General features: G+C 49.9%; 22 protein-coding genes. 9 read left to right on the top strand and 13 right to left on the bottom strand.

The features are described from left to right. Positions 1-44: 44 nt before the first annotated feature. On the top strand, positions 45-1367 hold the full coding sequence (locus tag HOK28_24180; GenBank protein ID MBT6436209.1) for an amino acid permease: 1323 nt from the start codon (positions 45-47) through the stop codon (positions 1365-1367). Here HOK28_24180 and HOK28_24175 read toward each other — a convergent pair. From HOK28_24175 to HOK28_24160, 4 genes are all read right to left on the bottom strand, one after another. After that, on the bottom strand, positions 1354-2655 hold the full coding sequence (locus HOK28_24175; protein MBT6436208.1) for an adenylate/guanylate cyclase domain-containing protein: 1302 nt from the start codon (positions 2653-2655) through the stop codon (positions 1354-1356). The two genes, HOK28_24180 and HOK28_24175, sit on opposite strands and share 14 nt — an antisense overlap. A gap of 260 nt (positions 2656-2915) precedes the next feature. Beyond that, positions 2916-4073, bottom strand: coding sequence for a hypothetical protein (locus tag HOK28_24170; GenBank protein ID MBT6436207.1), 1158 nt, complete (start codon positions 4071-4073; stop codon positions 2916-2918). A 128-nt stretch (positions 4074-4201) separates the two neighbouring features. Further along, positions 4202-5185, bottom strand: a complete 984-nt coding sequence (locus HOK28_24165; GenBank protein ID MBT6436206.1) for an RluA family pseudouridine synthase — start codon at positions 5183-5185, stop codon at positions 4202-4204. A 175-nt stretch (positions 5186-5360) separates the two neighbouring features. Next, on the bottom strand, positions 5361-5879 hold the full coding sequence (locus HOK28_24160) for a gamma carbonic anhydrase family protein (GenBank protein MBT6436205.1): 519 nt from the start codon (positions 5877-5879) through the stop codon (positions 5361-5363). A gap of 310 nt (positions 5880-6189) precedes the next feature. On the opposite strand from HOK28_24160, the gene HOK28_24155 reads away from it, so the two are divergent. After that, positions 6190-6876, top strand: coding sequence for a hypothetical protein (locus tag HOK28_24155; GenBank protein ID MBT6436204.1), 687 nt, complete (start codon positions 6190-6192; stop codon positions 6874-6876). Positions 6877-6899: 23 nt separating this feature from the next. On the opposite strand, the gene HOK28_24150 is transcribed toward HOK28_24155, so the two are convergent. Both HOK28_24150 and HOK28_24145 read right to left on the bottom strand, forming a co-directional pair. Continuing rightward, positions 6900-8162 (bottom strand): YHYH protein, encoded by a 1263-nt coding sequence (locus HOK28_24150; GenBank protein ID MBT6436203.1) that lies wholly within the window; start codon positions 8160-8162, stop codon positions 6900-6902. A gap of 215 nt (positions 8163-8377) precedes the next feature. Further along, positions 8378-8893: an NUDIX domain-containing protein gene (locus tag HOK28_24145; GenBank protein ID MBT6436202.1), complete on the bottom strand. Its 516-nt coding sequence runs from the start codon at positions 8891-8893 to the stop codon at positions 8378-8380. Between the two features lie 212 nt (positions 8894-9105). On the opposite strand from HOK28_24145, the gene HOK28_24140 reads away from it, so the two are divergent. The 3 genes from HOK28_24140 (at position 9106) to HOK28_24130 (ending at position 12463) form a co-directional block, all read left to right on the top strand. Then, complete coding sequence (locus tag HOK28_24140; protein MBT6436201.1) at positions 9106-9735, top strand: adenylate/guanylate cyclase domain-containing protein; 630 nt, start codon at positions 9106-9108, stop codon at positions 9733-9735. A gap of 404 nt (positions 9736-10139) precedes the next feature. Continuing rightward, the gene (locus tag HOK28_24135) at positions 10140-11327 is read left to right on the top strand and encodes a hypothetical protein (GenBank protein MBT6436200.1); all 1188 of its coding nucleotides are present in this window, start codon (positions 10140-10142) and stop codon (positions 11325-11327) included. A 179-nt stretch (positions 11328-11506) separates the two neighbouring features. Continuing rightward, positions 11507-12463 carry a hypothetical protein gene (locus tag HOK28_24130; GenBank protein ID MBT6436199.1) on the top strand — a complete coding sequence of 319 codons (957 nt, stop codon included), beginning with the start codon at positions 11507-11509 and terminating at the stop codon, positions 12461-12463. Between the two features lie 22 nt (positions 12464-12485). Here HOK28_24130 and HOK28_24125 read toward each other — a convergent pair whose 3' ends face one another. Further along, a complete protein-coding gene (locus tag HOK28_24125) occupies positions 12486-15086 on the bottom strand; it encodes a carbohydrate-binding protein (GenBank protein MBT6436198.1) in 2601 nt (866 codons plus the stop codon). 298 nt (positions 15087-15384) lie between these two features. On the opposite strand from HOK28_24125, the gene HOK28_24120 reads away from it, so the two are divergent. Beyond that, on the top strand, positions 15385-16134 hold the full coding sequence (locus HOK28_24120; GenBank protein ID MBT6436197.1) for a hypothetical protein: 750 nt from the start codon (positions 15385-15387) through the stop codon (positions 16132-16134). A 121-nt stretch (positions 16135-16255) separates the two neighbouring features. After that, the gene (locus tag HOK28_24115; protein ID MBT6436196.1) at positions 16256-17050 is read left to right on the top strand and encodes an alpha/beta fold hydrolase; all 795 of its coding nucleotides are present in this window, start codon (positions 16256-16258) and stop codon (positions 17048-17050) included. Between the two features lie 44 nt (positions 17051-17094). On the opposite strand, the gene HOK28_24110 is transcribed toward HOK28_24115, so the two are convergent. The 3 genes from HOK28_24110 to HOK28_24100 all read right to left on the bottom strand — a co-directional run bounded on the left by HOK28_24110 (position 17095) and on the right by HOK28_24100 (position 20003). Continuing rightward, the gene (locus HOK28_24110; protein MBT6436195.1) at positions 17095-18612 is read right to left on the bottom strand and encodes a protein kinase; all 1518 of its coding nucleotides are present in this window, start codon (positions 18610-18612) and stop codon (positions 17095-17097) included. 221 nt (positions 18613-18833) lie between these two features. After that, entirely contained in the window at positions 18834-19298 is a 465-nt protein-coding gene (locus tag HOK28_24105; GenBank protein MBT6436194.1) for an acyl-CoA thioesterase, read from the bottom strand. 87 nt (positions 19299-19385) lie between these two features. Then, complete coding sequence (locus HOK28_24100; protein ID MBT6436193.1) at positions 19386-20003, bottom strand: DUF3501 family protein; 618 nt, start codon at positions 20001-20003, stop codon at positions 19386-19388. Positions 20004-20166: 163 nt separating this feature from the next. Between HOK28_24100 and HOK28_24095 the strand changes: the two genes are divergently transcribed. Beyond that, the gene (locus HOK28_24095; GenBank protein MBT6436192.1) at positions 20167-20790 is read left to right on the top strand and encodes a peroxiredoxin; all 624 of its coding nucleotides are present in this window, start codon (positions 20167-20169) and stop codon (positions 20788-20790) included. Positions 20791-20885: 95 nt separating this feature from the next. Here the strand turns inward: HOK28_24095 and HOK28_24090 are convergent, their stop codons facing one another. Next, a complete protein-coding gene (locus HOK28_24090) occupies positions 20886-22133 on the bottom strand; it encodes a saccharopine dehydrogenase (GenBank protein MBT6436191.1) in 1248 nt (415 codons plus the stop codon). A 332-nt stretch (positions 22134-22465) separates the two neighbouring features. Between HOK28_24090 and HOK28_24085 the strand changes: the two genes are divergently transcribed. Continuing rightward, the gene (locus HOK28_24085) at positions 22466-23296 is read left to right on the top strand and encodes a hypothetical protein (protein ID MBT6436190.1); all 831 of its coding nucleotides are present in this window, start codon (positions 22466-22468) and stop codon (positions 23294-23296) included. A gap of 224 nt (positions 23297-23520) precedes the next feature. On the opposite strand, the gene HOK28_24080 is transcribed toward HOK28_24085, so the two are convergent. Further along, positions 23521-23985 carry a hypothetical protein gene (locus tag HOK28_24080; protein ID MBT6436189.1) on the bottom strand — a complete coding sequence of 155 codons (465 nt, stop codon included), beginning with the start codon at positions 23983-23985 and terminating at the stop codon, positions 23521-23523. Between the two features lie 164 nt (positions 23986-24149). Beyond that, the gene (locus HOK28_24075) at positions 24150-24527 is read right to left on the bottom strand and encodes an acyl-CoA thioesterase (GenBank protein ID MBT6436188.1); all 378 of its coding nucleotides are present in this window, start codon (positions 24525-24527) and stop codon (positions 24150-24152) included. Positions 24528-24689: the final 162 nt, after the last annotated feature.

The following is a 24689-nucleotide window of genomic DNA, read 5'->3' as shown; positions in this document are numbered from 1 at the left end:
TCATAATCGGCGAAATCCCTGGCAACCTAAGCCAAGGATAGATGATGACAGGAAAGTCTAATCAAGCCGCCAGTCTCCAGCGTGTTATCGGTGTATTTGGCGCGGTTGGCCTAGGGCTGGGATCCATTCTCGGAACCGGAGTATTTGTAAGCCTCACACTTGTTACCGACATCGCCGGTATATGGGCGCCTCTCGCGGTAACCCTTGCGGGGCTTCTTGCCGCCTGCAATGGCCTATCGAGTGCACAGCTCGCAGCCGCACATCCCGTGAGCGGCGGGACCTATGAATATGGTCACCACTACGTCCACCCATTGGCTGGCTATACTGCCGGCTGGATGTTTCTTGTTGCTAAAAGTGCCTCGGCTGCAACAGCTGCGCTAGGCTTAGCAAGCTACTTCAGAGCAGTCCTCGAAATTCATCATCCATTGGCGACCCCTGCAAACCTTGCCTTTGTCGCGGTTGCACTTGTCACAGCATTGGCCGCCGGAGGCATGCGCCGCTCAAGCGCTGTTAACACCATCATCGTCGCCACCACGTTTGTGGCGCTCTGTCTCTATGTGTTCAGCGGTGCTCATGCACTCTCAGATCCCAGCCTAACCTCGCACCTCGCCGCGCAGGCATTTACCAGCTCACCCCTTGATCCAAGCGTACTTATGCATGCAACAGCCCTGGCCTTCGTCGCCTACGCCGGATACGGACGTATCGCGACCATGGGTGAGGAAATCACTGAGCCTCGTAAGAACATTCCTAGAGCCATCATCGCAACGCTCTTGGTTTCCATGATCACTTACATCTCCGTGGTCACTGTGTCGGTCGCTCTCGTCGGGCCGGTCCTCTTTGCTGGTGCTGGGACGCGCGGTCATGCACCACTGGAACAAGTCGCCCGCTATATGGGGCAGCCTGAAATCGGTCAATTTATCGCAATCGGCGCCGTTACCGCCATGACTGGCGTTTTGCTGAACTTATTGCTTGGTTTATCCAGAGTGCTACTGGCCATGGCTCGTAGAAACGAGATGCCTCAAGCCCTATCGGTGCTGACGCCATCTGGAGAGAGCCCTAAACGCGCTGTGTGGTTTGTTGGGGCATTTATTGCCCTATTGGTTAGCACGGGCGACATCACGGTGACGTGGTCGCTTAGTGCGTTTTGTGTTTTGATTTATTATGGGACAACCAATCTAGCTGCTCTGAAAATGCCCAAAGAAGACCAGCTTTACCCGCGCTGGGTATCCATGGTGGGGCTCGTAGGATGCTTGTCATTGGCTCTATTTATCGACCGGCAAACCATCATTTTAGGAGTTGCATCAATCCTATTTGCCTTCGTCATCCGCAAAATATTTATCGCCCGAATCAAACCTAGAGAACTTTGAAACTCCAAGCATAGATATCGTCCCCAACGCCCTTCAACGACAACGGCCCTATTTTTTTGAGCGCTCGCGAGTCACCCAAAAGCTCTGCGGTATGCTCACTCACCAAAACACAACCCGGCGGGCAAACTGTCTCCAGTCGCGCGGCCAAATTCACTGCCGGTCCAATCACCGTATAGTCAGACCGCACAGCCGATCCGAAGTGCCCAACAACCATTTCACCGGTGCTGATACCGACTCTAATACTTAGAGGAACTCCCCAGTCGATAGTCCGAACCATCTCCACCATCTGCTCTGCCATTTCGGTACAGCGGTATGCCTGAGCCTGTGTCGTCATCGAATCCGGTGCACCAAAAACCACCATGACACAGTCACCGATAAATTTATCAACTGTCCCTCCGTGGTAATGAGCCAACTCACTGACCTCAGTACTAAACTGATTGATCACTTTTGCCACGCCAACTGATCCAAGCTCGGTCGACATCTTCGTAAATCCCACCAAGTCGGCAAAGAGAACAGTTAAGACCCGGCTTTCTGGATCATGTTCAAAGTCGAGATTGCCACTTGATGCCTGGGCCACCAAACGAGGCGGAAGGTAACGGGCGAGAACTTGATTCGTTAGATAGTTTTCCAAAATATTGCGCTGGTTCACGAGATAATTCACCGCACAAAAGAGTACCAACATAATAAAAGCAATGGTCGCCAATCCAAAAAAGTAGGTCAGAGCATTTAACGAACCGGTGTCGGCATGTGGAATAAAATACATTGCCAAGTCGGGGATGGTGTAAAGCCAACTCCAAAATATAAACATCGTTAACACCGTGGCCAGACAGCAGGCGAAAGCATAGCGGTAAGGTAGAAGTGCACGAAACATTACCGTAAACAGAAAAATCAGAAATTGCGGCATTGCCTCGTCGTAGCCCTGAATCAATGCGAAGAGCAACGTGGTGACCACATCTAAGATGACGTAGACATAAGTCGCCATTCTCGCCAAGGACATACGAGGTGCCCCCAGCAATTGCGTCGAGGCAACCGCCGCAGTCACTACAGACGCAAGCAACCCAACGTGTGCAATCTTCCAAATGAAAAGCAATTCCTGAGCAAGCTCAGGGTATGGTGATAACCCAACCCAACGGTCCATCACGAGAAACGTCGGAACAATAATGATTGAATACCCGAGGACCAAATGCAAAAATGCCAAATACCTGTAGGTACTATCCGGCGCCTCTCGCTCATCACAAACCCAAAGTATCTGCTGCCAAACGGAGTAATCTTTAGTGTATTGCTTCATCGGCTCAAAATCTCGTGAGTATTGCTCTGTTCATGCTCATGAGACCGAACGCATGAGGCTCCCTAATCGCTAAACAAGCCGGCCCGGAATGAATTAAACAACACCCATCCGAGATTGGTTCTTTGTGATTAGAGCAAGTTCTCGGCCGGGAAGCCAATCGCCGGAAAAATCAAACCCATTGCCAGAACATGTGAAAATCTGAGCCTCTAAATTCTCAAGAAATCGAATCTTCGTGGCGCTCACTTAAGTGGCTATGTTGACTAAAAATAATAGGTAAGATGACTAACCACGTGCTCTGCGCTCACCTTCTTGGAGCCAACAAAACTGGTTTGAAAATGGGTCCATTCAAAGCCCACACGGAAATTCTTCCAAGGTCTTACATGAATCAGGCCCCAAACCGTTTGATTAAGGGTTCGCGCTCCGGAATCAAGAACTGAATTGTCAGGATTGTCTTCGCCTGTGCCGAGCGATAGTTTTAACCAGGAAGTGGGCAATGCCACCAATTCGACCCAATACCCCATCGACTCTATCTCTTCGCCAGCGGTCGAAATCCCTTGCCCTGAGCCACCCCGTAAGTCTGAGACATTGCTGCCTTTATACATTTCACCCTGAATGAAATAGCCATCATAAATGGGAAGAACCACCTCAAGAAAGAGACCAAATGAGGTTACGTCTTTATCCACTGCGTCGAGCTTATAGCGCCCCATTCCCGCATGGGCACCGAAGGCAAGCTTAAGTTCTTGCTTACTCCAAAGCTTTACCCCCAGAGCCGCCCTGCCCTGAAGGCCGGGGAAAGAAGCCTGAGGTCCGTTGAGAATGGCATCCCCATCGCTGTCCCCCGAATCAACGGCATTTTGCATGTGAATCGAAGCATCTATCTGAAAATTGGCTCTTTTATTTGAATCACTGAGAGTCAATCGAACCTGAGGTGCTCTGTCACCGGTATTTCCGCCCATCCAGATCAGTGACGTGGTTGCACCTGCCGGATAGAGTCTACTTACCGTATGCCACGTTTGTCCAAAAAGAATCTGAAACTGTCCCATTTTGAGAAAAGCATAAGCATGGCGCATGCGTATCAATTGCCTCGAATCTCGTCCGCCATTGTGGAAGTCAATTTCCATTCTCGCGCCAAGCTCAAAGGACTCAAACCCAGTAGGGTTTGGACCCTTAGCTCGCAAACCCACTCCAGACAGACGCGGGTTCATGTAGAGAGTTCCTTCTTTACTCCCACCATCTTCAATAGCCTTGGCATAGAGCGGCGTAATGGGTGAGCTCAAACGACTCGTATTGTAGACGGAATCGAGCCGAATATAGCCATAGAAATCAATCTCAGCGTCAGCCTTCGCCGGACTGGGCTTTGCCAGAAGCATAAACACGCATGCGAGCGCCAATGAGAACAAATAGGCTTTCTTTTCCATGGACAATAAGTTTACGAAGCTATCGTTCAGGTGGCAATGATTTGGCCCACTGAAGAACAAAAGCCCTGTAATTCACTCCTCATATTAAGGCACTCTAACGTATGCGACTCGGCGCATCTTGATTGCCACTACTCTTTATCCTTCGAACGGTCCGCCCACTGCGGAAGTTTTGATTTATACGTGACAGTTCTTTCATCGGACGGATGCCGAAAAGAAATCGAATGCGCATGCAGGTGCAAGAGCTGGTCCTGCGATACCATGCCGGTTCCCACATCCTCTTCGCTCCCGTACGCATTGTCTCCTACGATAGGAAAACCACAGTCCTGGAGATGCAATCGTATCTGGTTTGTCCGCCCACTTATCGGATGCGCATAAAGCAAGCTTGTTCCATCATTCAAGCGCGCTACAACTTCGAAATCTGTCTTAGCCGCGGATCCGTCGGTGGAGACTTTACGACGCCCCTTGTCCCCCGTGCTTAAGTCTATTCTCGCTTCTGAAGTGAAGGTATCATTCGCAGGACATCCCTCCACTCGGACCAGATACGTCTTATGAACCTCGCGCCCCTGGAACTGACTCTGCACATAGTGAGCCGCCAATTTATTCCGTGTAAGAACCAAGAGCCCAGTGGTAGCTGCATCAATGCGATGTGCGGGTCTCAAGTCTTCGTCTGGCCAAGCAATCTTCGCAAAAGCTAAAAGCGTGTTCTTATTGAAACGGCCACACGGGTGCACAGCCAAAGGAGCGGGCTTTTGCAAAATCAGAAGTTCATTATCTATATGAATAATTTTTATATCGGTCGCAATGGCGGGCTCAGTACGACCATGAGTGATGTAATTCACAGCCATACCACCGAAAGCTGCTTCATCCAGATCCAGCTTTCGCCCATCCACACTTAAACGGCCCTCACGTAAAGCATCATCCCACTGCCTTGCTGGCACATGGGGACATAGAACGGCCAAGCAGGAACGAATGGGTTGCCCTTGAAGCCGACCGGGTATTCGGATGGGACGGTGACTCTCATATGGAATGCAACCAGGCTGAGACCGGGCCACTTCCCGGATACTCTCTTCCAATGACTCAATATTGAGATTTTTATCTAGTTCTACAGACATCGCTCGCCCTACTATCCGGCTGAACACAAATGATGCAAGAGAGAAAGTCGTTAAGTACAACTACTCATATGCATGATCCTGACGGCAGAGTTCCCCTACTTTTTAATTACATTAAATGTACTACACTAGGTATACGACGCTGCACTCAACACCGAGATATCCCAGAGGTTGAACCCTAAGTCTCTCCAGCAAGATACTTACGACTGTTCTCCACGTAATGCTTCCAGGCGTACTGGATCCACATCGCCTCTTTTTCGTTGGTTGCCCGCTTAATCTGCATAGGGTTACCGAACACGAGACTCTTTGGTGGAATCACTTTTCCCGCGGTAATTAAGGTACCGGCCCCAATATATGACCCCGCTCCCACCACCGCGTTATCCATCACAATCGAGCCCATTCCAATCAAGACGTCATCTTCGATGATACAGCCGTGAAGAATACAATTGTGCCCAACCGTCACTCTGGCGCCAACCTTAGTGACCGACAAGCCGCCGGTCATATGAACAGTGCTGCCATCCTGAATATTCGAATGATCCCCGATATGAATACTGCCCTCGTCTGCCCTCAAATTAGCATTGGGCCAGATACTACACTGCTCGCCAATCTCAACTTGCCCAATCACCGCCGCAGATTTATGAATCCAGGCACTGGAACTTATTACCGGTGAAATCCCGTCGAAATCCTCAATCGTCATGGTCTATCCTATACTTACTAGAAGTTATGATTGAGGCTCGCCTTAAGCTGCCCCAGAGAAACCTACTTGCCAAGAACGACCTCTCACCAAATTCGTTTCAGCCATACGACCTGGCTCTGCTGTTTGTGGCCTGCCTGCCAAATAAGGTCAAGTGTCGTCCCAGCTGCGCCGAGTTGCTTAAGTTGCCGGTAAAACATAACTTTAACTCCAAGTAGCTTGTGTTGTTTAGCATCAAGTCGCGGCGAAGCGAGGACCTAAGATACCACTGCTGGGGTTGGTTATAAAGCGAGCTAAGATAAGGGAGCAGGTTATGAATCACCCGATGGCCGGTGGTAGAATAGAATCATTCAAAGCCTGCACCCGCTGGCTTATCCTCACCTGCCTCACAACCACCTACTTCGCGATGATAGGATGCAGCAACCAAACCGCTCAAGATTCAGCGGCCGAAGAGACGACCCTAACTCTTTCCGTCGTTATTGAAGAAAGCCCACAGTATGCTGGCTGGCTTTACAGCTACGGCATAGAATGGATTCGCTGTGCCCAGGAATCGACATGGCACTGGCCCAGTATGTTCAGCAGCGCTCATGCCAGTCACCCTATTACCTACACCGAAATAGGTGAATGGAGCTGGCATCAACGTATCCTGATTGGCGAAGAACAAGAACTTATCTTCCAGGGCCCCTTGGGTAACCATCGGTACTGTGGGCTTCACTGGCTCTTCGCCCATGGAGGCATCAGAGCAAATGGTATCTTGAGCTCTCTTCAAGTGGAACAAGGCGATGAGGTTCTCGCCACCTCACATCATGCATGGGCTTTAAATATTGAATTCGATGAGCCACTTTGCAGCCAATACCCGGATCAAACCGTTCAGGTCTCAATCCCAACCCAAGAGTGGCTGGAGCAAACCATGGTTGATTCATCACCTTCATTGAATACCCGTGAAGCCACCATACGAATTCCGGACTTCATAACGGTCGAATCTCCAGCTTGTCCCTGAACATATACTCTCATATTGAGACATCAGTTCCCCGGTGGACCGTTTCCATTTCCGCCCGGTCCGGAGATTTGAGCAGTCCCGCGAAAACACCCGGTAAAATATGGAAACTCACGTGTAGCATAATAAGCATAGGTTCCATCCGGGCGTGTACGACCATTGCATTCGTCGGCAAATAGGTCAGTTGCTGTATCGCTGGGCCCAACATACAAATTGCAATCCCAAACGTAATTGTCTGAGAAGCCACCAGCGTCATCGATGATGCAGTCTCCACTGGCCGTCACACCCATGGCATCAATTTCCCACGTTGCACTCGTATCGTATGTCCAGCCGCTGCGAACCGGCAGAACCTCGGTACAAGCTTCGTCGACACATTCGTAAGGCGCTAGTATAGGAAAACCATCCAATGCATACCCAAGAACCTGCCCAGCCTGCTCATCCTCTAAAAGCGAATCTGCTCCACTCAAAGTAGGTATATTGTAGAAGCAATCGGGAATGGCATGACCGTGATAACTGTGAACGTGTCCATTGCAATAGCCCAAAAGCCCATGAAGGTAAGGATCCGCTCCGTTATCTGCGATTGTTTCGTTAGGACCATAAATTTGCACACCGTTGATCAATACTCCGATTAAACCGGCCAATGGCAACGCGGTATTTTCAGCAGCTATCTCAGGATTCTTGGGAAACCGAAATGTTTGTTCATTGACCACGGGTGAGGGGTTGCCTCCCCCACCAATAACGTAGTCGAAATTGATAACCCCATTCGAAGTAACTTCGACATTTTGATTCGTACAATCGACCTCAATCGCCGGTATTAGGTCTGAATTGTTCCAATTCTCGGCATTGGTCTGACCGTCCCCATTATAGTCAATGTAATTCTCATCAACACCTGGCGCGAGAAAATGACCGGCCTGCGGGCAATCAGAGATAGCCTCTAAAAACACTGCGCTCGCTGATGGATCTGAAGTATCCGATGGGTCGCTGCTATCACTTGGATCGGAAGCGTCACTCGCATCAGATGCGTCACTGCTATCGCTTGCGTCGGAGGTGTCACTCGCATCAGATACGTCGCTGCTATCGCTTGCGTCGGAGGTGTCACTCGCATCAGATACGTCACTGCTATCGCTTGCGTCGGCAGCATCACTCGCATCAGATGCGTCACTGCTATCGCTTGCGTCGGTAGCGTCACTCACATCTGATGCATCAGCTTCTGTGTCGCTTCCATCATTCGAGCAACCCGTAAATACGAGTGCCATACCAATAAGAACAGTTCCTACGAGTCGCTTCATTTCTTCCCCCTGCGCATAGTCACTTTGACTGATTTTCATCAAAGCCTGGCTGTGCAGCTTTGTTGAAGAAATAGTCAGCGAAAATCGTCGCTAAGGCAAGTCGCTCTTGTGAAGTCGCCGGCTTGTAGAATAAGTGAATCAAGGCCACGCAGGCAAAGTAAGGCGGGCTAAACCGGCATCAGATATAGATTTAACACGTGAAATGGAGACTCAAACTAAAGAAGTTCAGCGACAATCTGCTTAAGCAGGAAGGTTTCCCGTTCAATGGACATGCCCTTCTTGTCGCTCTTCGCCATGGTATTCTCGTTGTGGGCAATGGCATCGTGAATATTAATCCAAAGCGGTTTCATACCATTTTTAATCTCATAATCCTCGAAACGTGTGGCTCCCAGCTCTAAGTCAATCGTGCAAAGATAACAGTAAGACTCCATGTGCATGATGTCGTGTTCTGGTTTATACCAGGGCCTATATTCCTCGTAGAGGCCAAACGCTTTAATCTCACGGATATTGCGAGCGCCCGTCTCCTCCTCCAGTTCACGAATCAAACCCTCTATCCGGTCTTCATTTTCGTCAATCCCGCCACCCGGCAAAGTATAGTCTTGATAACGCTCGGTATAGAGCATCAATATATCGGTACCATTTAAAATTATGGCTCGAGCAGCCTTACGATGAAACATCGTGCCGTCAAGATTTTCGAGGCTTGGGTGAATCGTTGATTTCAGTAGACGCATCATGCCCCCCTTAAGCACCATTCATCAAGACTTCACAAGGGCTTGAGAGCCACTAAAGGCCGAATTTTAACCATTACGAGTTTGTCATGAGGATAAACAACATTTGCCATGGTTTGCCCTAAAACAAAATCAGAAATCTATTTGCGAATTCACAGGTGTCAGATTAATGGTTCGATAGGTCCAACCTGACCCAATGACCGGAGGCCAATAACATGAGCGGATTCCCCAAAAGTCTTAGTCGCCAATTGCAAAAACGATGGTCCCTGGCTCACGAAGACGGTATCGACCGTGCGGCAAAAATAATTGCTATAGACGAAAGTATTCGCAACAAATACGAACACACAGTCGCACCGATTGTTATCGACATGGCAGGCTTTACCGCGCGCGCGCGCGAATTTGGTATCCTCCATTATCTAGCAATGGTGGAGATGATGCGTACCACCCTGCAGCCTATTGTAGAATCAAGCCATGGTACCGTTGTTAAAACTGAAGCTGATAATCTCTTCGCGCACTTCCCCAGCCCGGCCAAAGCGCTCCACGCACTTGGGCACGTGAACAAGGCAACTCGAAAACTCAATCAGAGCGTGGATGACTCTCATCGCATCGACCTCTCGGTTGGCGTTGGTTACGGGCCCACCCTTCTCACTCAAGCCGACATGTGGGGCTCGGACTTTAATATGGCCTGCAAACTGGGCGAAGACCTTGCACAAACTGGAGAGATTCTATTCAGCGAGAACGCATGGAAACAACTCAGGGCTAAGCGTAAAATCTTTGAAGAGCGGTCCTTCGTGGTGGCGGGCCACCCGGTAAACGCATACAGCCTTCAGCTCGGTGGACTCTAACATAACTGATAAGTCCGTTTATCAGTCTCCGTAAAAGCGTCTTCAAAACAGCTACTTCAGCCATACTTATCAATGAGCTAGAAATACAGGCACTATCACGGCTCAACCTCTCCTGGTATCCGTCTCTCAATCGGCGATATGCTTGTCGGTGCAGGGAGAAGAACACGAATAAACGCTGGCTATCACGGGTTGTACTGATCTCTTTTATCGCCGCCGCAGCGGCTTGCTCCGACAAAGATTCCGACGCTGAAACTGAAGTCGAGGACCCGGGGCAAACTCCGGCTGATTCAACCTTAAGCTATCGAGACCTTCCTGTCGCACTTTGTGGAATGGATGCCTACGACCTTATAGACCCATCCACGCTTGGTAAAATTGTTAGCCAGGAAGAAAGCCCCGTCGTGGACATGCCAGCAGAATCACTCGGTGCCATTTTGGCCGCAGGTGGGCTCAACATGACACCGAAACATGATGCCAAGGTTTACCGATTCAGATACACCACACAGGATAGAGGACAGGAAATCGAGGCCACCGCTATGATTGGGTTCCCCGTTGGAGCGTCTCTTGGCAACGTCCCACTTCCGCTCCTCTCCTACTCTCATGTCACTTTAGGATTTTCAGACGCATGTGCTGGTGGTAGAAATTTCGTCTATCAAATGGCCATCGCCGGAATGGCTAGCCAAGGTTATGTCGTGGTTGCTTCTGATTACATAGGCATGACAAGCCACGGTGCACCGTCGACGGTCACACACGCCTATGAACTCGGCGAGCCCGCTGCGATTGGTGCATGGGATGCCCTACGAGCCGGTGAAAGCCTCATAACTCAGCTTGAGCCAAGCATTACCACCACCAAGCAAACGGTCCTTGCTGGTGCATCGCAAGGCTCTTTATCGATATTCTTCCAGGAACGCTTTGGACCGTACTATGCTCCAGACTTCGACGTTTCGGCGGTGGTAGGACTCGTCCCCGTGCTCGACATGCTTAAGTCTTCGGACCTCGCAGTGGATATCTATTCTGGGAATAGTTTCTACAGCGCGGTCATGCATACCAGTGGGCACAAGTGGTATGGATTTGACGCACCGTTAAGCTCCCTACTTTCAAATACCGAGCCTCATTTCTTTGCCGATAACGCGCACTCAGTTCTCTACGACCCTGAAAACTGTGCCTACGAGTCGGATCTGCATCAATCAATGGACAGCATCGATAAAATTTATAATCCAGACCACGTTGCCGCAATTCTTGATTCAGGGACATCAAGTATTGAACATTGGAATTGTTTGGTAAGAGAAAACTCAATCTTGTACAGCTCGATACCCACGGTAAAAAAGGCACCGACCCTGCTTTATTACGCAGAAAACGATGCGATGATTCCTCCCGGGCCCTATGCACATGCCTACCAAGCTATGTGTGATAATGGTGTCCCGGTTGAGTACAATATCTGCACGGGAGCTGAACACTCGGAGGGCATTCAATGGTCGCTACCGGAGACTTTTATCTGGATCGACAAGATCCTTGCCGGCGAAGCCACTGGCCCGGTGTGTGAATACAAGGAACCTCACTGCTGCGCAGGTACACCCACCGAGGTTTGCGAGTAAATCTGGCCCCTTGGACGCGGATAGAAACCGTTTAAAATTATTACCTTACAAAGAGACCCTCCCGCAGAACACACAATCTATCCTCGAGATAAATAAAATCGACTATCTTGCGAGAATCCCACTTACGTATGGCTCGAATATTTGTAATGCAGCTCCTGCCGCGCTTAAGGAGACGCATTGTGAAATACCGTTCATTTGGAAAATTAGATGTTGAAGTATCCGTTATCGGCATGGGAGCAGCCGCCATCAGCGGTGAAGGCGGCGGTTATGGGTTCGGCCATATTAGCGACGATGACTCAATAGCTCTCGTCCACGCAGCACAAGACAACGGAATCAATCTATTCGATACCGCTCCGATTTATGGATTTGGCGCAAGCGAGAGACGACTCGGTGCAGCTCTTCAAGGAGAGCGCCGTGAAAAAGCTTTTATCGTTAGCAAGTCAGGAATCACCTGGGACGACCAAAAAAACGTTCGCCTCGACAACAGTCCTGAATCAACCAGGGCTATGCTTGAGCAGTCCCTCAAGGACCTGAACACAGACTACATCGACCTTTACCTGGTACATTGGCCTGACCCGGAGAACGACATTCGCCGTACGGTAGAAGTACTCGTAGAAGCGAAGCAGTCTGGTAAGATTAAAGCATTTGGTCTTTCCAACACCAACGCTGACGAAATCGCGCTCGCGACTGAAGTAGCCGAGCCCGAGGTCCTCCAGGCTCAAATGAATCTTTTCGAAAACGACCCTGTTGATTCTGTGTTTAACAATGTTCGAGAGAAATCAATGGGGTTTATGAGCTGGGGCACGCTCGATAAAGGTATTCTTACGGGCCGTGTTCACAAAGAGCGTAAATTTGACGACGTTGATGTTCGTTCTCATGCACCTTGGTGGACTTCAGTGGATCACACGCCGCGCTACAAAGCTATGGAGACCATCACTCCACTTCTAGAAGAGGCCGGACACAATGGGCTCGAGCTCGCTTTGAGCCACGTCTTAAAGTTTCAGGAAACATCAACGGCACTTTGCGGCATGCGCAACCTTAACCAGCTTCAGTCAGCATGCGCAGCAGCTGAAAATCTCGTGACCGAGAGTTTACTGGAACAGGTGAGAAGTATAGCTCAAGAAGCAGCAAACTAAGGCTCTTCTTACCCTACCACTCTTAGAGTGACTCCAGGAACCGGATGAGTGATTGACGGTCAGCGGCAGGCATCAAACGAAACGCTTCCTTGGAGGCTTCTGCCTCGCCGCCATGCCACAGGATAGCCTCGTCTAGACTCCTAGCTCGGCCATCATGAAGATAGCCCTGAGCCCCACTCACACCCGCGCTCAAGCCGATGCCCCAAAGAGGTGCCGTTCTCCATTCAGCCCCCATCACACTGGGTGTTTGAAAGGAATCCGCAAGTCCCTCACCCATGTCATGCAGCAAGAGATCCGTAAACGGGCGAATGGTTTGCTCGCGCAGCTCCGCGTAGGGATGCGACGAACCAGTCACAAGCTGAATTTTGTGGCAGCTATCACAAGAGGCGTCGGTAAAAAGTTCTTCACCGCGCAAAGCCTGGGTATCCGTCAGGGCTCGCCGGGCAGGTACGCCTAGAAGCGAAATATAACGCCGCATGTCTTCGAGTTCTTCGTCAGAAAGTTCAGGCGCTGAACCGCTGCCGGTTTCCAAATCGAGAACCGGGTAAATCGAGCTTGTCACACCCATATCTCGGTTCAGGGCGGCTGCAATCTGGTAGAGGACACTGGGCTGTCCCCCTTTAAGACCGAAGCGGCCGAGTCTTTGTGTTTGCGGATCGGTTCCAGAGGACAAGACTCGAACCCGCCCGGAAATACCGTCTTCATCTTCATCACAGGGATCTGCCAAGCTCAATAATAGACTTTCATCCAAAGCCTCCAGGAGGCCCAGACCAACGAGCTGGGGAGCCACCCGCACCGAAAAATATTCGGGCACCACACCACCAAATTCATAGATGGGCCGGCGCAAACTGTATGGTTCGCCGTCACCGTATTCGCCTTCGACTATCTCAAAATCGGCCAGCAAGATTGGCTGCTCTTGCTCACCTGCTTCCGGAGGTTGTCTTAACTCAAACCAGTTTATATTCCAGCCACTGGCCTCCGCGTGAATCTCAAATCGGTGTTGCCCCTGTGCGAGTGCAAAAGGAAATGATAAAGTCTCCCAGGACTGCCAGCCCCCAGTGTTGGGGATATCGATCGAACCGTAAACCGGACTTCCATCCACACCCGTAAAAACAAGCCGTCCACCCCCTGTTGCACTTGCCACTCGAAAAGCCGCTAAATACTGGCTGGCATCCTCAGCGACGAAAGGCGAGTCATCATAAATCAAGCTGTCTCCAGCATCGATGTATCCAACATTCAGCCCACCACCCGAATCCGTAGTCGACTCTGTTTGAATACCAGTCGATGAGGAGTAGGACTCCGCTTCAATTCTTAAAAGAGGAATTGAAGAAGAATCATTTAAGTTAAGAGGCTGCAGAGAATCACCGAGGACTTCGTGCGCTCTTCCATCGGCGTCTCCTGAAACTTTCACGACAGCATGAAGAAATGGCTGCCCCTCCGAAGGAAGCAACCCACGTCCATTGTTGATATGGCATGTGACACAACTTGGAGCGACCGCGACCGGACCCACCTTCCCAACCTGTTCAGCAAAAATTGGATTATCTGATTCTGAATGCTGCCCGGTCAAAAAATCCGTATGGTGCAATCGCCTGCCATCCATAAACGGGTGACCACTTAACGTGGAGATGTTGCCTGCCGTTTGCTTAAAACGCTGAGTCGGTTCATTCGAATATTGGTAGGGCAAAGTCGTGAGGCCCCCTAACCGGCCAAGCTCAGGTAAAGGAAAAGAATCAAACGAGGCGTTTTGGCGTTCAAATTCGGTTATCGCCTCCTCACGTTCTTTCGCATACCAAGGCAGAACTCCTTCACCAACCACATATAAAAAAGCCGTGCCGTAGTAGTTTGTGCGTCCGTTTCTCGGACTCAACAAAAACTGGCTGAGTTCAACCTCGATCCTATCGCCAATCACAAGAGGTCTATTTTCTGGCGACTGGTTATAAATGGTCGCCGTGTAGTGAAACTCTTGTTCACCGGGGTAATCCACAGAAGGCACAACCTCGGTCAGCGTCACTCCCTGATTTAAATAGTTGGACATATTATTGTGGTACACTGCCACCGATCCGGTGTTCGCATAGAAAGTTCGAAATTCGGCGGGATTTAGTTCTGCCAATGTCATGAAGTTAAACGTAACTCCCGACCCTCCCTTGGCGACACGGTCTACTATCTCAATATTGGCAACGCGTTGTTCCCAATAAAACGAAAGGTAGTGGTCATACTGTTGAAACGGGATACCATTCACGATGTCTTCGCGGGCATGTCTGTCTCTTGCCCTGTCGGCTAAGTAACTAACCAACGCATCAGGCGTGTCAACCAAAACATCTCGCTCTAGCTCGGTATCGGCATCATAGAGCGGTGTGAGAATTGGCGGTTCGCACTCGCCTTGACTATCCGTGGGTTCGGTCGGCTCCTCTGGGTCTTGTGGCTCGTCTGGGGTAGCGGGATCCGGCTCATTGTCGGGATTTTGAACAGGCTCATCAAGAGGCACATCGGACTCGTCAGGTGTTGCACAATCATCTGGCTCCGCTTGATTGCAGCCCGGCTGTTCTTCACCACAAGCAACCATGGCCATGGTAAACGAGACCATAAAAACCGCCGAGCAAAGTAGGTTTAAAATTTGTTTCATTGAGCACCTCACCGTAATAAGGGTGACCTGCCAAAAACAGTTCTTCAAGCGTTTCGGGTAACTAAATACTCGAAATTAAAAACTTACGTACAAAACGTAAGGCTAGAGCCTCCTACATCATTGATTTAGATGAGGCACTGAATTGCAGATACCACTACAATCAACTCGCGATGAGTGATATCGTTACACATAACAACGCTAAATCCTCTGTTGAATACGTTTCTTGTCCACTGATGATTGCACCTATCCGCCATCCTTGCTTTACCCTCCTAGAATCTAGAATCAAAGGATAGCTTCCGTGGATACCGGCCCAACAACTCGAGACTGGCTCTTATTTATTGGCAGCTGCGTTTTTACCGCGGCCGGCTTAGCTATTATTGCTCTAACCGGTAAGGCATCAGGTTATGCGACCGCGGGGTTCTTTGGTGGCTGCACCGCGCTTCATGCCTGGATGCTCGTCGTTAAAATTAAGGCAGAAAAAGAAACTACCGTATCCTCAACGCAGGCCCTAGGTACCACGAGGCTTCAATCAAGGCCCAGTCAGTTTGTGGCGCTCGCTTTAGGATTATGTGTTTTAGGAACAGTACTCGGAATAACCCAATCTGAAACGACTGAAACCATCGGCTCGGTGAGCTGGGGTATAGCAGCAATTGGTATCGCAATGCTTGCTTGGTTTTTCAGCGGCCGGCTGGTCACCTCCTTCATCGAATTGAAACCCGAGGGCCTTCGGTTTGTTCAAAAAAAATATTCGTTTCTTTTAGCCTGGGACAACATCGCAAAACTTGAACCCGGCAAAGCGGTGAGCCACCGTGCAATATTCATCAAAGTTAACGACCTCCGAGCGCTTCTCGAATCGGCGGAATACAAGGGCGAAATAGAACAAGAGACGCAACCCTTAAAAGTTATGCTTGAAGCCAACAAGAGCTATTACAAGACAGACCTACTTATTTTGCCATTTCAGTATGGTACCAACATGGCCGTTTTGACTCAGGCCCTCAAAATTTACATCGAAGAGCCTTCGCGGCGCGCCGAACTTCTATCGAGCTAGAATCAATAGCTGCGCTAAGTGCTCGATGGGCAGAGATTACGATTTAAACCTTGAGGACTTTTGATAGGTTTCCGGTTGATATACATTTAAGTCCAGAAACTACAACGAATTGGAGCATTCGATGCCGAGTCATACCATCCGCGAGCATCAAATCAATTACGAAGTTCATGGTGACGGCCCTCCACTCCTGCTTCTCCACAGCTTTCTGTGCAATACCCAAATGTGGGAAAAACAAATCGAAGCTCTCTCAAAGGACCATCGGCTTATCATTATGGATATTCGTGGCCATGGTGAATCATCGCCTTCACAACCCCACTCAATCTACGACCTGGCAGAAGATGCCATTGGACTCCTTGATGCACTTAATATCCCGACGGCAACTTGGCTGGGGCTTTCCATTGGCGGCATGATTTCGATGCGTGCCGCGCTCACCCACCCTCAACGGGTTTCAGGTCTGGTCCTCCTTGCCACGGACAGTAAATCCGAAAGCTTACTCGTAAGAATTGAAAGGCGCCTATTGGCTAAGGTCGTCAAAAACTTTGGTATCTTACCGGTGGTGATTCCAGTGTTACGTAAGATGTTTGGTAAGACGACCCACCGCAAGCAAAGAGATTTAGTGCGAACCTGGCGTGGCCGATTTCTCAAGGTGCACACAGCGTCGATGCTCAACTCGCTAACATCTCTACTTACTCGCGACGATGTCACCGATAAACTCCACACCATATCTGTGCCAACGCTTATCATCCACGGTGATGAGGACCGAGCCATCCATGTAAAATTGGGGGAAAACTTAAAGTCAGCAATGCCGAACGCAACGTTTAAGAGACTAAGCCAAGCAGGTCATCTAGTAACGCTGGAGTCGCCTGAGTATGTGAACACGTACATCAGAGACTTCCTGACCTCAGCAAACCTTTAACTGGCAATATAAACAGCTGTGTCCGCTCCAGCAGCAATCTCCCCCTACTTCTCGGTGCCCCCGGTGTTCTCAGAAAGAGACACGCCGATTTTATCGTAAAGCCAACTCAACGGTGCTCCGAAAGGACTCTCGGAGCTATTAGGTTCCCGATTCCTAGCGCGATTGCTTAAATCGAACGAGCCTTCCTGCCAGCCCAGTTCAGAAACAGACCGCAGATTTTGAGCCAGTTGATTAAGAGCGGCTTCCACCGCGGGCTTCTGAGACTCTGGGTAAGTTAGATTCAGCAAGTGGCTGCAGGTTCTCGCCTTTAATAAGTGCTCGGGTGGTTCAACCAAGGCTAGAACATCTTCCCAGTTAGCAAGCCGCTTGTTTGGCTTCTTCTCGATTGCACCATGAATGAACTTTGCGAGTTCAGGGGTCACATCGGGGCGCACGGTTTCGATTCTCGGCAACTCTTCGTAGAGGTGAGCTTTGGCCGTGAGTTCAATGGTATCGCGCTTAAAAGGGCATTCACCGGTTAATAGCTGATAAGCCATCACCCCCAGTGCATAAATATCCGACCCCATATGAATAGGTTCGCCCGTGAGCACCTCTGGTGATGTGTATTGAGGGGTTCCAAAAATAAGCCCCTTCTCGCTCTCGTCAATTTTCATCTTAACGCACCGACAAACACCAAAATCCATAATCTTGACGGTACCGGATGAAGTAACCAAGCAGTTTGCTGGCTTAATGTCGCCGTGAACGATCCCTTGAGAATGGGAGTACGACAATCCTTGGGCCATTTGATAAAGAACCGACAATGCGCTTTCAATCGGCAGCGGACCCTGATCCGCCAGCATCTTCAACAAGTCGTGACCATCTAAAAACTCCATAATCATGAAGTAAGTCGCATAATGCGACTCCATATCGAAAATCTGGACGATATTTGGGTGGCTTAGTTTAGCGATTGTTCGGGCCTCTAAAATAAAGCGCCCACGAAACTGCTTATTGAATACCAAAGAGTGGTTTAACATCTTCACAGCGACAGCGCGTTTGAGCGCTGGATTGTATGCGTGAAATACTTTCGACGTGGAACCTTCTCCCAGCTTATCCATGATGCGATATTTCCCAACGCGGTCGAGGCCACTCTCAGCGAGTCGGCGCCCCAAAGTATCGGATAAGAATTGCGCCAGCGGCGGATGGCTTGAGAGCAAGAAATAGAGTTCTTTACGAGTCCACGACAGAGTTATAACTTCCGTTGTAGCCACGACGTCTCGCGTGCGGGGCGTATCTGTCAGGAACCCCATTTCTCCAATCACATTGCCTGGTCCAAGGTCTGCAGTCGCATTAGATTCTGTACCCGGGTTACCCAGTGGAACCTGGACACGGCCCAGTACAATGACGTGCAAGTCGTTGGCCATCGCACCCTTTTTGATAATCAGAGCTCCTGCTTTGAAAGTGGTGACAGCAGCTTTTTTAGCTGCCTCAGCCAAGCTTGACTCTTCAGCCATACTAAACCCGCCGACCTGTTGCAGAAATGTTACGATTTGCCGTTCATCGAATTTCTGACTACCAACCGCCATGTGGTTTACCTTTCTATATGGAACAACCGATTAGATTGTACCCACATCGGTTCCCTATTCAATGCTAGATGAGAATTTCTTTTAGTTGCGGGCACTTAAGAACACCAAGCAACCCCGTGTAAACTCCACGGCCGACCTTGCGTAAATATATTTAATATACCCCGCTCTAACCCAAACAACACACCCAAAACTGACTATCGGCACACACTAGATGGACAAGTTCATTCAGCACTCGTATCCTCGAGCCTATCCCCCTCGAATCCCGCCACGGTTTGGCGAAACGCATCAGGTATCGTCATGGGCTTAAAGTCATCATCCAACCAAGCCAAGGTCAAAGAACCAGTACAGGCGACTGTGCGAGTGCGCTTTTGCTGAAGTAAGAATTGAAAAGTGTAGCTGGTCGTTCCAATCCGAGCCATCCGAACATGCACGACCAGAATATCGTTATAACGAGCTGGAGAATGGAAATGGGACTCTTGATGGACCACCGCGCCAGGAATCAAGTCTTTGACTGCGCCGTCGAAATGATGGAGTCCAAGCTGGGCTAGGTAATCCATTCGGCCCACATCAAAATAAAGAGCAAAGCTTCCAAAAAACACAATACCAACGGCATCGGTTTCACTTAGCCGCACCCTTATTTCAGTACTGAATCCATAATCGTTAAGGTCTCGGGTAATTTTGCTCATGCTCTAGCTATACGCCCAGCCCATCACTGGTTGCAAGGATACAGCTCAAGCAGACGCCTTGACCCATTGTTTCAACATGCCTTTCAATCAAACAAAGACCGGTGCGAAGGCCACATCCTTTACCGAGGCTCTTGCAGCTGCGGGCAAAGATTCAGCGAATACGGCCATGAGGGCTTCAGCGAGATAGTCGGGCATCAGTAACTTAGAGGGCGTTGGAGCCGACCACTGAATACAATTTGACTCCAGCGATTTTAATGAACCCGTTTCGCTAAAGCGGAGATAATTGACGGACTCAAGTGCTTCTCCGTTCAGCTCCATACTCTCAGCTTCCAGCAAACTTCCGTTAAGCTGAATCCGAAGCGCCATCGAATCGATATCGACTGTTTGAATCATACGCCGGGCCCTTATCGGATCACGGGTGTCGAGAAACAAACAAGCCGATATGCCTTGAGCATTGGGCAACAAAGGGTTGTAGCGCTCCAGTATCTCAGCAACCTGATTAGGATCGGGCTTAACCATCCAGCGCAGCTCTTCGTGAATCTGTAGCCAGGCGGTGGCTCGGGTTTCGAAGAGCAATGAAAAGCTTTCATCGAGGCTAATTCGGAGTTTTTCCTTGATATGACGACCACATGTGAGCAGCTCGCTTCGTTTCGCTTCATAACTTTCACGGCTCAGCAGGTCCGTGATCGTTGAGCATTGCCTCAAAAGGGTTCTTTAGCGCTTTCACATCTGCCTCTTCCATTGAAATTCCATGTTGAGAATGATAATCAACTTCAGAAATATTTTCAACTTCATTTGTAACGGGAGTGGAAAGTCGGGTTCACATTGTTACTCGCCGACCCCAATCCAACATTATTTCGGAGATTTTATGAGTGTACTAGTTGGCAAAAAAGCCCCCGTCTTCACAACTCAGGCTGTATTGGCTAATGGCGAGATTGTAGGCGATTTTGATTTCTCAAAAACCATCGACGGTAAATATGCTGTTTTGTTTTTCTACCCAATGGACTTCACGTTTGTTTGCCCATCCGAGATCATCTCGATTGCAAACCGAACTGAGAAGTTGAAAGCTCTCGGCTGCGAAGTCGTTGGCGTCAGCGTAGATTCACATTGGACGCACAACGCGTGGCGCAACACTGAAGTAAACAAAGGCGGAATTGGCAAAGTTCCTTTTCCACTGGCAGCGGATATGACCAGAAAGATTTCTGAAGACTACGGAATTCTCGACGATTCTGAAGACTCATACTATCCAGCTGGTGTTTCTATGCGTGCAACATTCGTTATCGACCAGAAAGGCGTCGTACGCCATCAGGTTGTCAATGATGAGCCTCTTGGACGCAACATGGACGACGTTGTTCGTGTGGTAGAAGCTCTGCAGTTCTTTGAAGAAAACGGACAGGTTTGCCCTGCTGGTTGGAACAAAGGCGACGCAGGCATGACCAACACTCCAGAAGGTGTTGCATCTTACCTTGCCGAGCGCGGAGACTCTCTCTAAGCATCATCGAGAAAAGGCCAGCACTCTCAAAAAGATTGGAGTGCTGGCCTTTATTCGTTTTGTATCCATTGCGTGCCGCTAAGTCATCGAGACAATCAAGCCGCGCTAAACGTCATACCCTTCGCTCGCAGTCGCTCAACCAGCGGCATTCCCATTGCCACAGATGGCGTCAGAATCCCTGCCGAATCAGGTAGGTCTTCATCCTTAGCCAAACACACTGCCGCTTCAGCAAGCATTCTAGCCGTTCCCGCATAACCCGGATCAAGGTCTGAAGTTACTTCACCTTTCACGCTTACGTCTTCGCCCTTCGCATTGCTCCCCTTGCCCACAAATGTGACGTAGAAGCAGCCGTTCTCTCGCTCTTCTCGAGTTGGTCCAGTCCCCGGAGCCGGCAATACCGTTTTCTTTAACAACCAACGTGTAGGCGCGAGAGCTGCAAGCCCTAAAAAGAGCCCGATGCCAAGACGCATGCGTGACGCCATCTTCTTGCCCTTCTTTCCTTTTGGAAAGCTTTGAACTTCGTTGTAGCTAAACTGCTCACCGTACCGAAAGCCCAGAAGAGCATTCGACCTCCGTACGATTCTTGTATTGATACCCGCCATCACGAAAGGGCCAGTCCAGCCATTGATATCGTCATCCCAACGAACATCTTGCTGGTCATATTTATCGGGTCCGCGCGCAGCTCCCTTGGGATTAAGCGCATAGGCGTCGATCAGTACACGGCGGAGTTCAGGATCGGATGCCTGCTCGATAATCCCGAGCATACTCGCAATGGTTCCTCCACTCATGCCTCCACGGGTTTTACCCAAGTAGTACTTCACTGAATCAAGCGGTCGCTCATGCGCAGCGATGGCATGCTCCTGAACCACCAAACAACCTAGATCGGATGGAATCGAATCAAATCCGCAGCTGGTCACAATCTTCACACCAGCGGCTTCTGCTTTGTCGTGCCATTTGTCCATGACTTTTCGAATGAAAGGCGTCTCGCCAGTAAGGTCACAATAGTGTGCGCCTTCATCGATACACGCTTCAACCAAATCCAGACCGTAAGCCAGATACGGGCCAACAGTGGTACAAACCACCTGGGTGCGGCTGGCCATCGCCTTAAGCGATACTAAATCATGACTGTCGGCTAGGAGCGTCGGTAAGCCAGAAGCCTGCCCATCCCGCGCGACCAGCCTGCCCTTAAGTGCATCGAGCTTTCCTTGGTTTCGCCCGGCAAGTGCCCACCGCAAGCCTCCATCGACACCGTACTGGGCGAGTAAGTACTCAGCGACCAATTCACCGGTGAAACCTGTGGCTCCCCACAATACAACATCAAACTCTTTGTCTACTTTTGCCATGACTTATACCTCCGTCTCGGCGACCCTAGAGAAATCAGACGCAAATTACCACTGCAACGACCAAATCTATCGGCGTACTCAACACCCAGTTAACAGCATGCTTTAAAGAACTCTTCTTCGATACGCTTGCAGATGCGAGCCAGCATGTGCCTGCACATGCCGTTAGGCGTCTACGCATAGGACCCAGGAGCCCTCTAGTTTAATATTGAGGATTCGCCCAGGCCCGAAGAGGCTGCCTCTTCAAACCCACCACACAGACCTCTACCTTGCTGAAATAAATGGGTTTTCTTTCTCGATGCTGGCTCTTGAAATAAGGAGTTGTCATACGAACCTTGCGGAAAAGTATAAACGGAAAGGTCCTTGTGCAGCCATCTCATCTAACGAAGTTCGACGGTGTCTCTTTCTCGGGTTGCGGTGCCCTCAACTTCTATCAAACCGGCGTTGGTTTCGGGCTCCAAGAAGCAGGATTAATCGAAGAACTCTCCTTCGCGGGAGCTTCTGCGGGAGCTGGGTTGAGTGTTGCTCTGGCCGGCGGACTCGACGCTAGAGATGTAGCGGCACAAATGATTGAAATCACCGGTGCCTATGGGGCTGGTCGCATCCTACGACCCGCATGGGCATACGAGGTTGCTCAAGAATTCTGCCGCAGGTTCGTAACCCCGGAGACGTTTGAGCGCTCAACAGGTCGCATCGCCATTTCAGTTACATCCACTCGCCCCGCTCAGTCGATGGTCGTGACTCAATTCGATAGCCAAGCCGATTTAGCCGATGCACTCACCGCCTCATGCTTTCTCCCGCACGCGGCTCAGCGGACACACCCTTTCCGAAATCGTCCCTGTATCGATGGCGGCTTTAGCAATAATCAGCCCACCATCGGAACCCGCTGTTTGAAGGTTTCCCCATTTTGGTTTCAGGTAGGAAGTCACCTTCGCCCGAGTCCAAGAGTGAGAGCTGACTTTGCCCTCAAGGTCCCAACAGCCAAGAGGGCTTGGTGGTTGTTTGACCGAGGATTGAGAGACCTTCAGCAATTTGCTGCCGGACTAAACAAACGCGCTCAACTCAAGACGGCCCTGCGCAGCATTCAACATGACGTAGCCTCGACCCTACCGTTCCCAGCCTTCTTTGGAGCACATACTCCAGTGAGCCGAGGCACTCAGCTCTAAAATCCCTTCTATCTAAACGAAGTCCGCAGCGTAAAAACTGCATAGATTACTTCGTAGAGAATGCCCGTACATCTTCAATAAAACAAAGATTTTAAGAACAAGGACATCGTAGCATTCATCAATATACGAGATGATATTGACGGCGCCGCATCGAGAAGAGCTTAAAGAAGCGTTTATGGAAAACAGTAAGGTATGGGCTGTCTGCTGCGAGGTGCGGGCGGGAGTTACTCTTTTGGCGGAGCCGGTTTTCGTCGCCGTTCTAGAATGGCAATGGCCTCTTGTAAGTCGGGCTCTCGCAATACCTTCATTGAAATAAGAATCTGACCAAGCAAGCGCCATTGCCCGTCGGCTCTTTCTTGAGCCTGGAGGGCCAATGCCTCATGAATATCGCTTGGCTCGGCATATCCAACCTCAACCAAAACACGGCCCAGCAGATTAAACCCGCCGTGCTCGCCAGAATCTTCAGTATTTTTACCCAATCCGGCAAGTATATCATCAACGGCTTCAGCTCTGAGCTTGTCCTGAATTAACAAGATTTCCCAGATATGCGGTGTTCGCCCTTCCTTTTGGCGGCTATTCACCTGCTCTTCGATGGCACCATGCACTTCGGCACTGGATATTAACCCACGCTTCACCGCTACTTCGGTAAACCAACGCTCAAGCTTGGTATAAATTCCACGTGACGCCATACTGTTCCTCTTGCTGTTGAAGCCATTATACACCTTAACCACACAACACGATGAACATAGTACAACTTCAAGACAAATGCATGAAAACAAACAATATTTTTGGGTACCGTTCCGAGCAAATGGTGCTCAGGGCGGGCGAGAGCTGCACCTTAGGGCAAATAACCCTAAGTCGGTAAATTCCGTTTACGTCCATGGTCATCAATGGCAACGAAAGTGAATTCTCCACCGGTGACTTTACGCTCAGCGCCTGTCACGGGATGGATACACCAAGTCTCAACCTTTATGGTCATTGATGTGGTCCCACTTCGAATTAAGTGTGCAAAGCAAGACACCACGTCACCCACGTGGACCGGCTCATGGAAAGCCATTTTCTCGATACCAATGGTCACCACGCGACCGCGTGAAAACTGTTTTGCAATGACCCCTGCTGCAAGGTCCATCTGCGAGACTAACCAGCCTCCAAAAATGTCTCCATTCGCATTCGTATGAGCCGGCATGGCCAACGTTTGTATGGCAAGGGTTCCAGTCTTGGGGTCGCTCATGAACATACTCCAGCGTGAAGCCTCAAGGCTCCTGAATGTGTGATACGACCGTGTTATTCTTCAGTTAAGAGTAGCGTCTCACTACAGGTGGAACAAGCTTAGAATATCAGCCCAGATACCGAGCAACACTGTTTAAATCAGCAGATCTAGTTATCATTTTGA

It is taken from the genome of Deltaproteobacteria bacterium (assembly GCA_018668695.1).
In the GTDB taxonomy this organism is placed as follows: domain Bacteria; phylum Myxococcota; class XYA12-FULL-58-9; order XYA12-FULL-58-9; family JABJBS01; genus JABJBS01.
This window is presented reverse-complemented; position numbering and strand designations above follow the sequence as displayed.

What these genes read in the sequence shown, in the direction of transcription:
- HOK28_24180 (MBT6436209.1), top strand. Translation starts at nt 45, where the DNA reads ATGACAGGAAAGTCTAATCAAGCCGCCAGTCTCCAGCGTGTTATCGGT.
- HOK28_24175 (MBT6436208.1), bottom strand. Translation starts at nt 2,655, where the DNA reads ATGAAGCAATACACTAAAGATTACTCCGTTTGGCAGCAGATACTTTGG.
- HOK28_24170 (MBT6436207.1), bottom strand. Translation starts at nt 4,073, where the DNA reads ATGGAAAAGAAAGCCTATTTGTTCTCATTGGCGCTCGCATGCGTGTTT.
- HOK28_24165 (MBT6436206.1), bottom strand. Translation starts at nt 5,185, where the DNA reads ATGTCTGTAGAACTAGATAAAAATCTCAATATTGAGTCATTGGAAGAG.
- HOK28_24160 (MBT6436205.1), bottom strand. Translation starts at nt 5,879, where the DNA reads ATGACGATTGAGGATTTCGACGGGATTTCACCGGTAATAAGTTCCAGT.
- HOK28_24155 (MBT6436204.1), top strand. Translation starts at nt 6,190, where the DNA reads ATGAATCACCCGATGGCCGGTGGTAGAATAGAATCATTCAAAGCCTGC.
- HOK28_24150 (MBT6436203.1), bottom strand. Translation starts at nt 8,162, where the DNA reads ATGAAGCGACTCGTAGGAACTGTTCTTATTGGTATGGCACTCGTATTT.
- HOK28_24145 (MBT6436202.1), bottom strand. Translation starts at nt 8,893, where the DNA reads ATGCGTCTACTGAAATCAACGATTCACCCAAGCCTCGAAAATCTTGAC.
- HOK28_24140 (MBT6436201.1), top strand. Translation starts at nt 9,106, where the DNA reads ATGAGCGGATTCCCCAAAAGTCTTAGTCGCCAATTGCAAAAACGATGG.
- HOK28_24135 (MBT6436200.1), top strand. Translation starts at nt 10,140, where the DNA reads ATGCCAGCAGAATCACTCGGTGCCATTTTGGCCGCAGGTGGGCTCAAC.
- HOK28_24125 (MBT6436198.1), bottom strand. Translation starts at nt 15,086, where the DNA reads ATGAAACAAATTTTAAACCTACTTTGCTCGGCGGTTTTTATGGTCTCG.
- HOK28_24115 (MBT6436196.1), top strand. Translation starts at nt 16,256, where the DNA reads ATGCCGAGTCATACCATCCGCGAGCATCAAATCAATTACGAAGTTCAT.
- HOK28_24110 (MBT6436195.1), bottom strand. Translation starts at nt 18,612, where the DNA reads ATGGCGGTTGGTAGTCAGAAATTCGATGAACGGCAAATCGTAACATTT.
- HOK28_24105 (MBT6436194.1), bottom strand. Translation starts at nt 19,298, where the DNA reads ATGAGCAAAATTACCCGAGACCTTAACGATTATGGATTCAGTACTGAA.
- HOK28_24095 (MBT6436192.1), top strand. Translation starts at nt 20,167, where the DNA reads ATGAGTGTACTAGTTGGCAAAAAAGCCCCCGTCTTCACAACTCAGGCT.
- HOK28_24090 (MBT6436191.1), bottom strand. Translation starts at nt 22,133, where the DNA reads ATGGCAAAAGTAGACAAAGAGTTTGATGTTGTATTGTGGGGAGCCACA.
- HOK28_24080 (MBT6436189.1), bottom strand. Translation starts at nt 23,985, where the DNA reads ATGGCGTCACGTGGAATTTATACCAAGCTTGAGCGTTGGTTTACCGAA.
- HOK28_24075 (MBT6436188.1), bottom strand. Translation starts at nt 24,527, where the DNA reads ATGAGCGACCCCAAGACTGGAACCCTTGCCATACAAACGTTGGCCATG.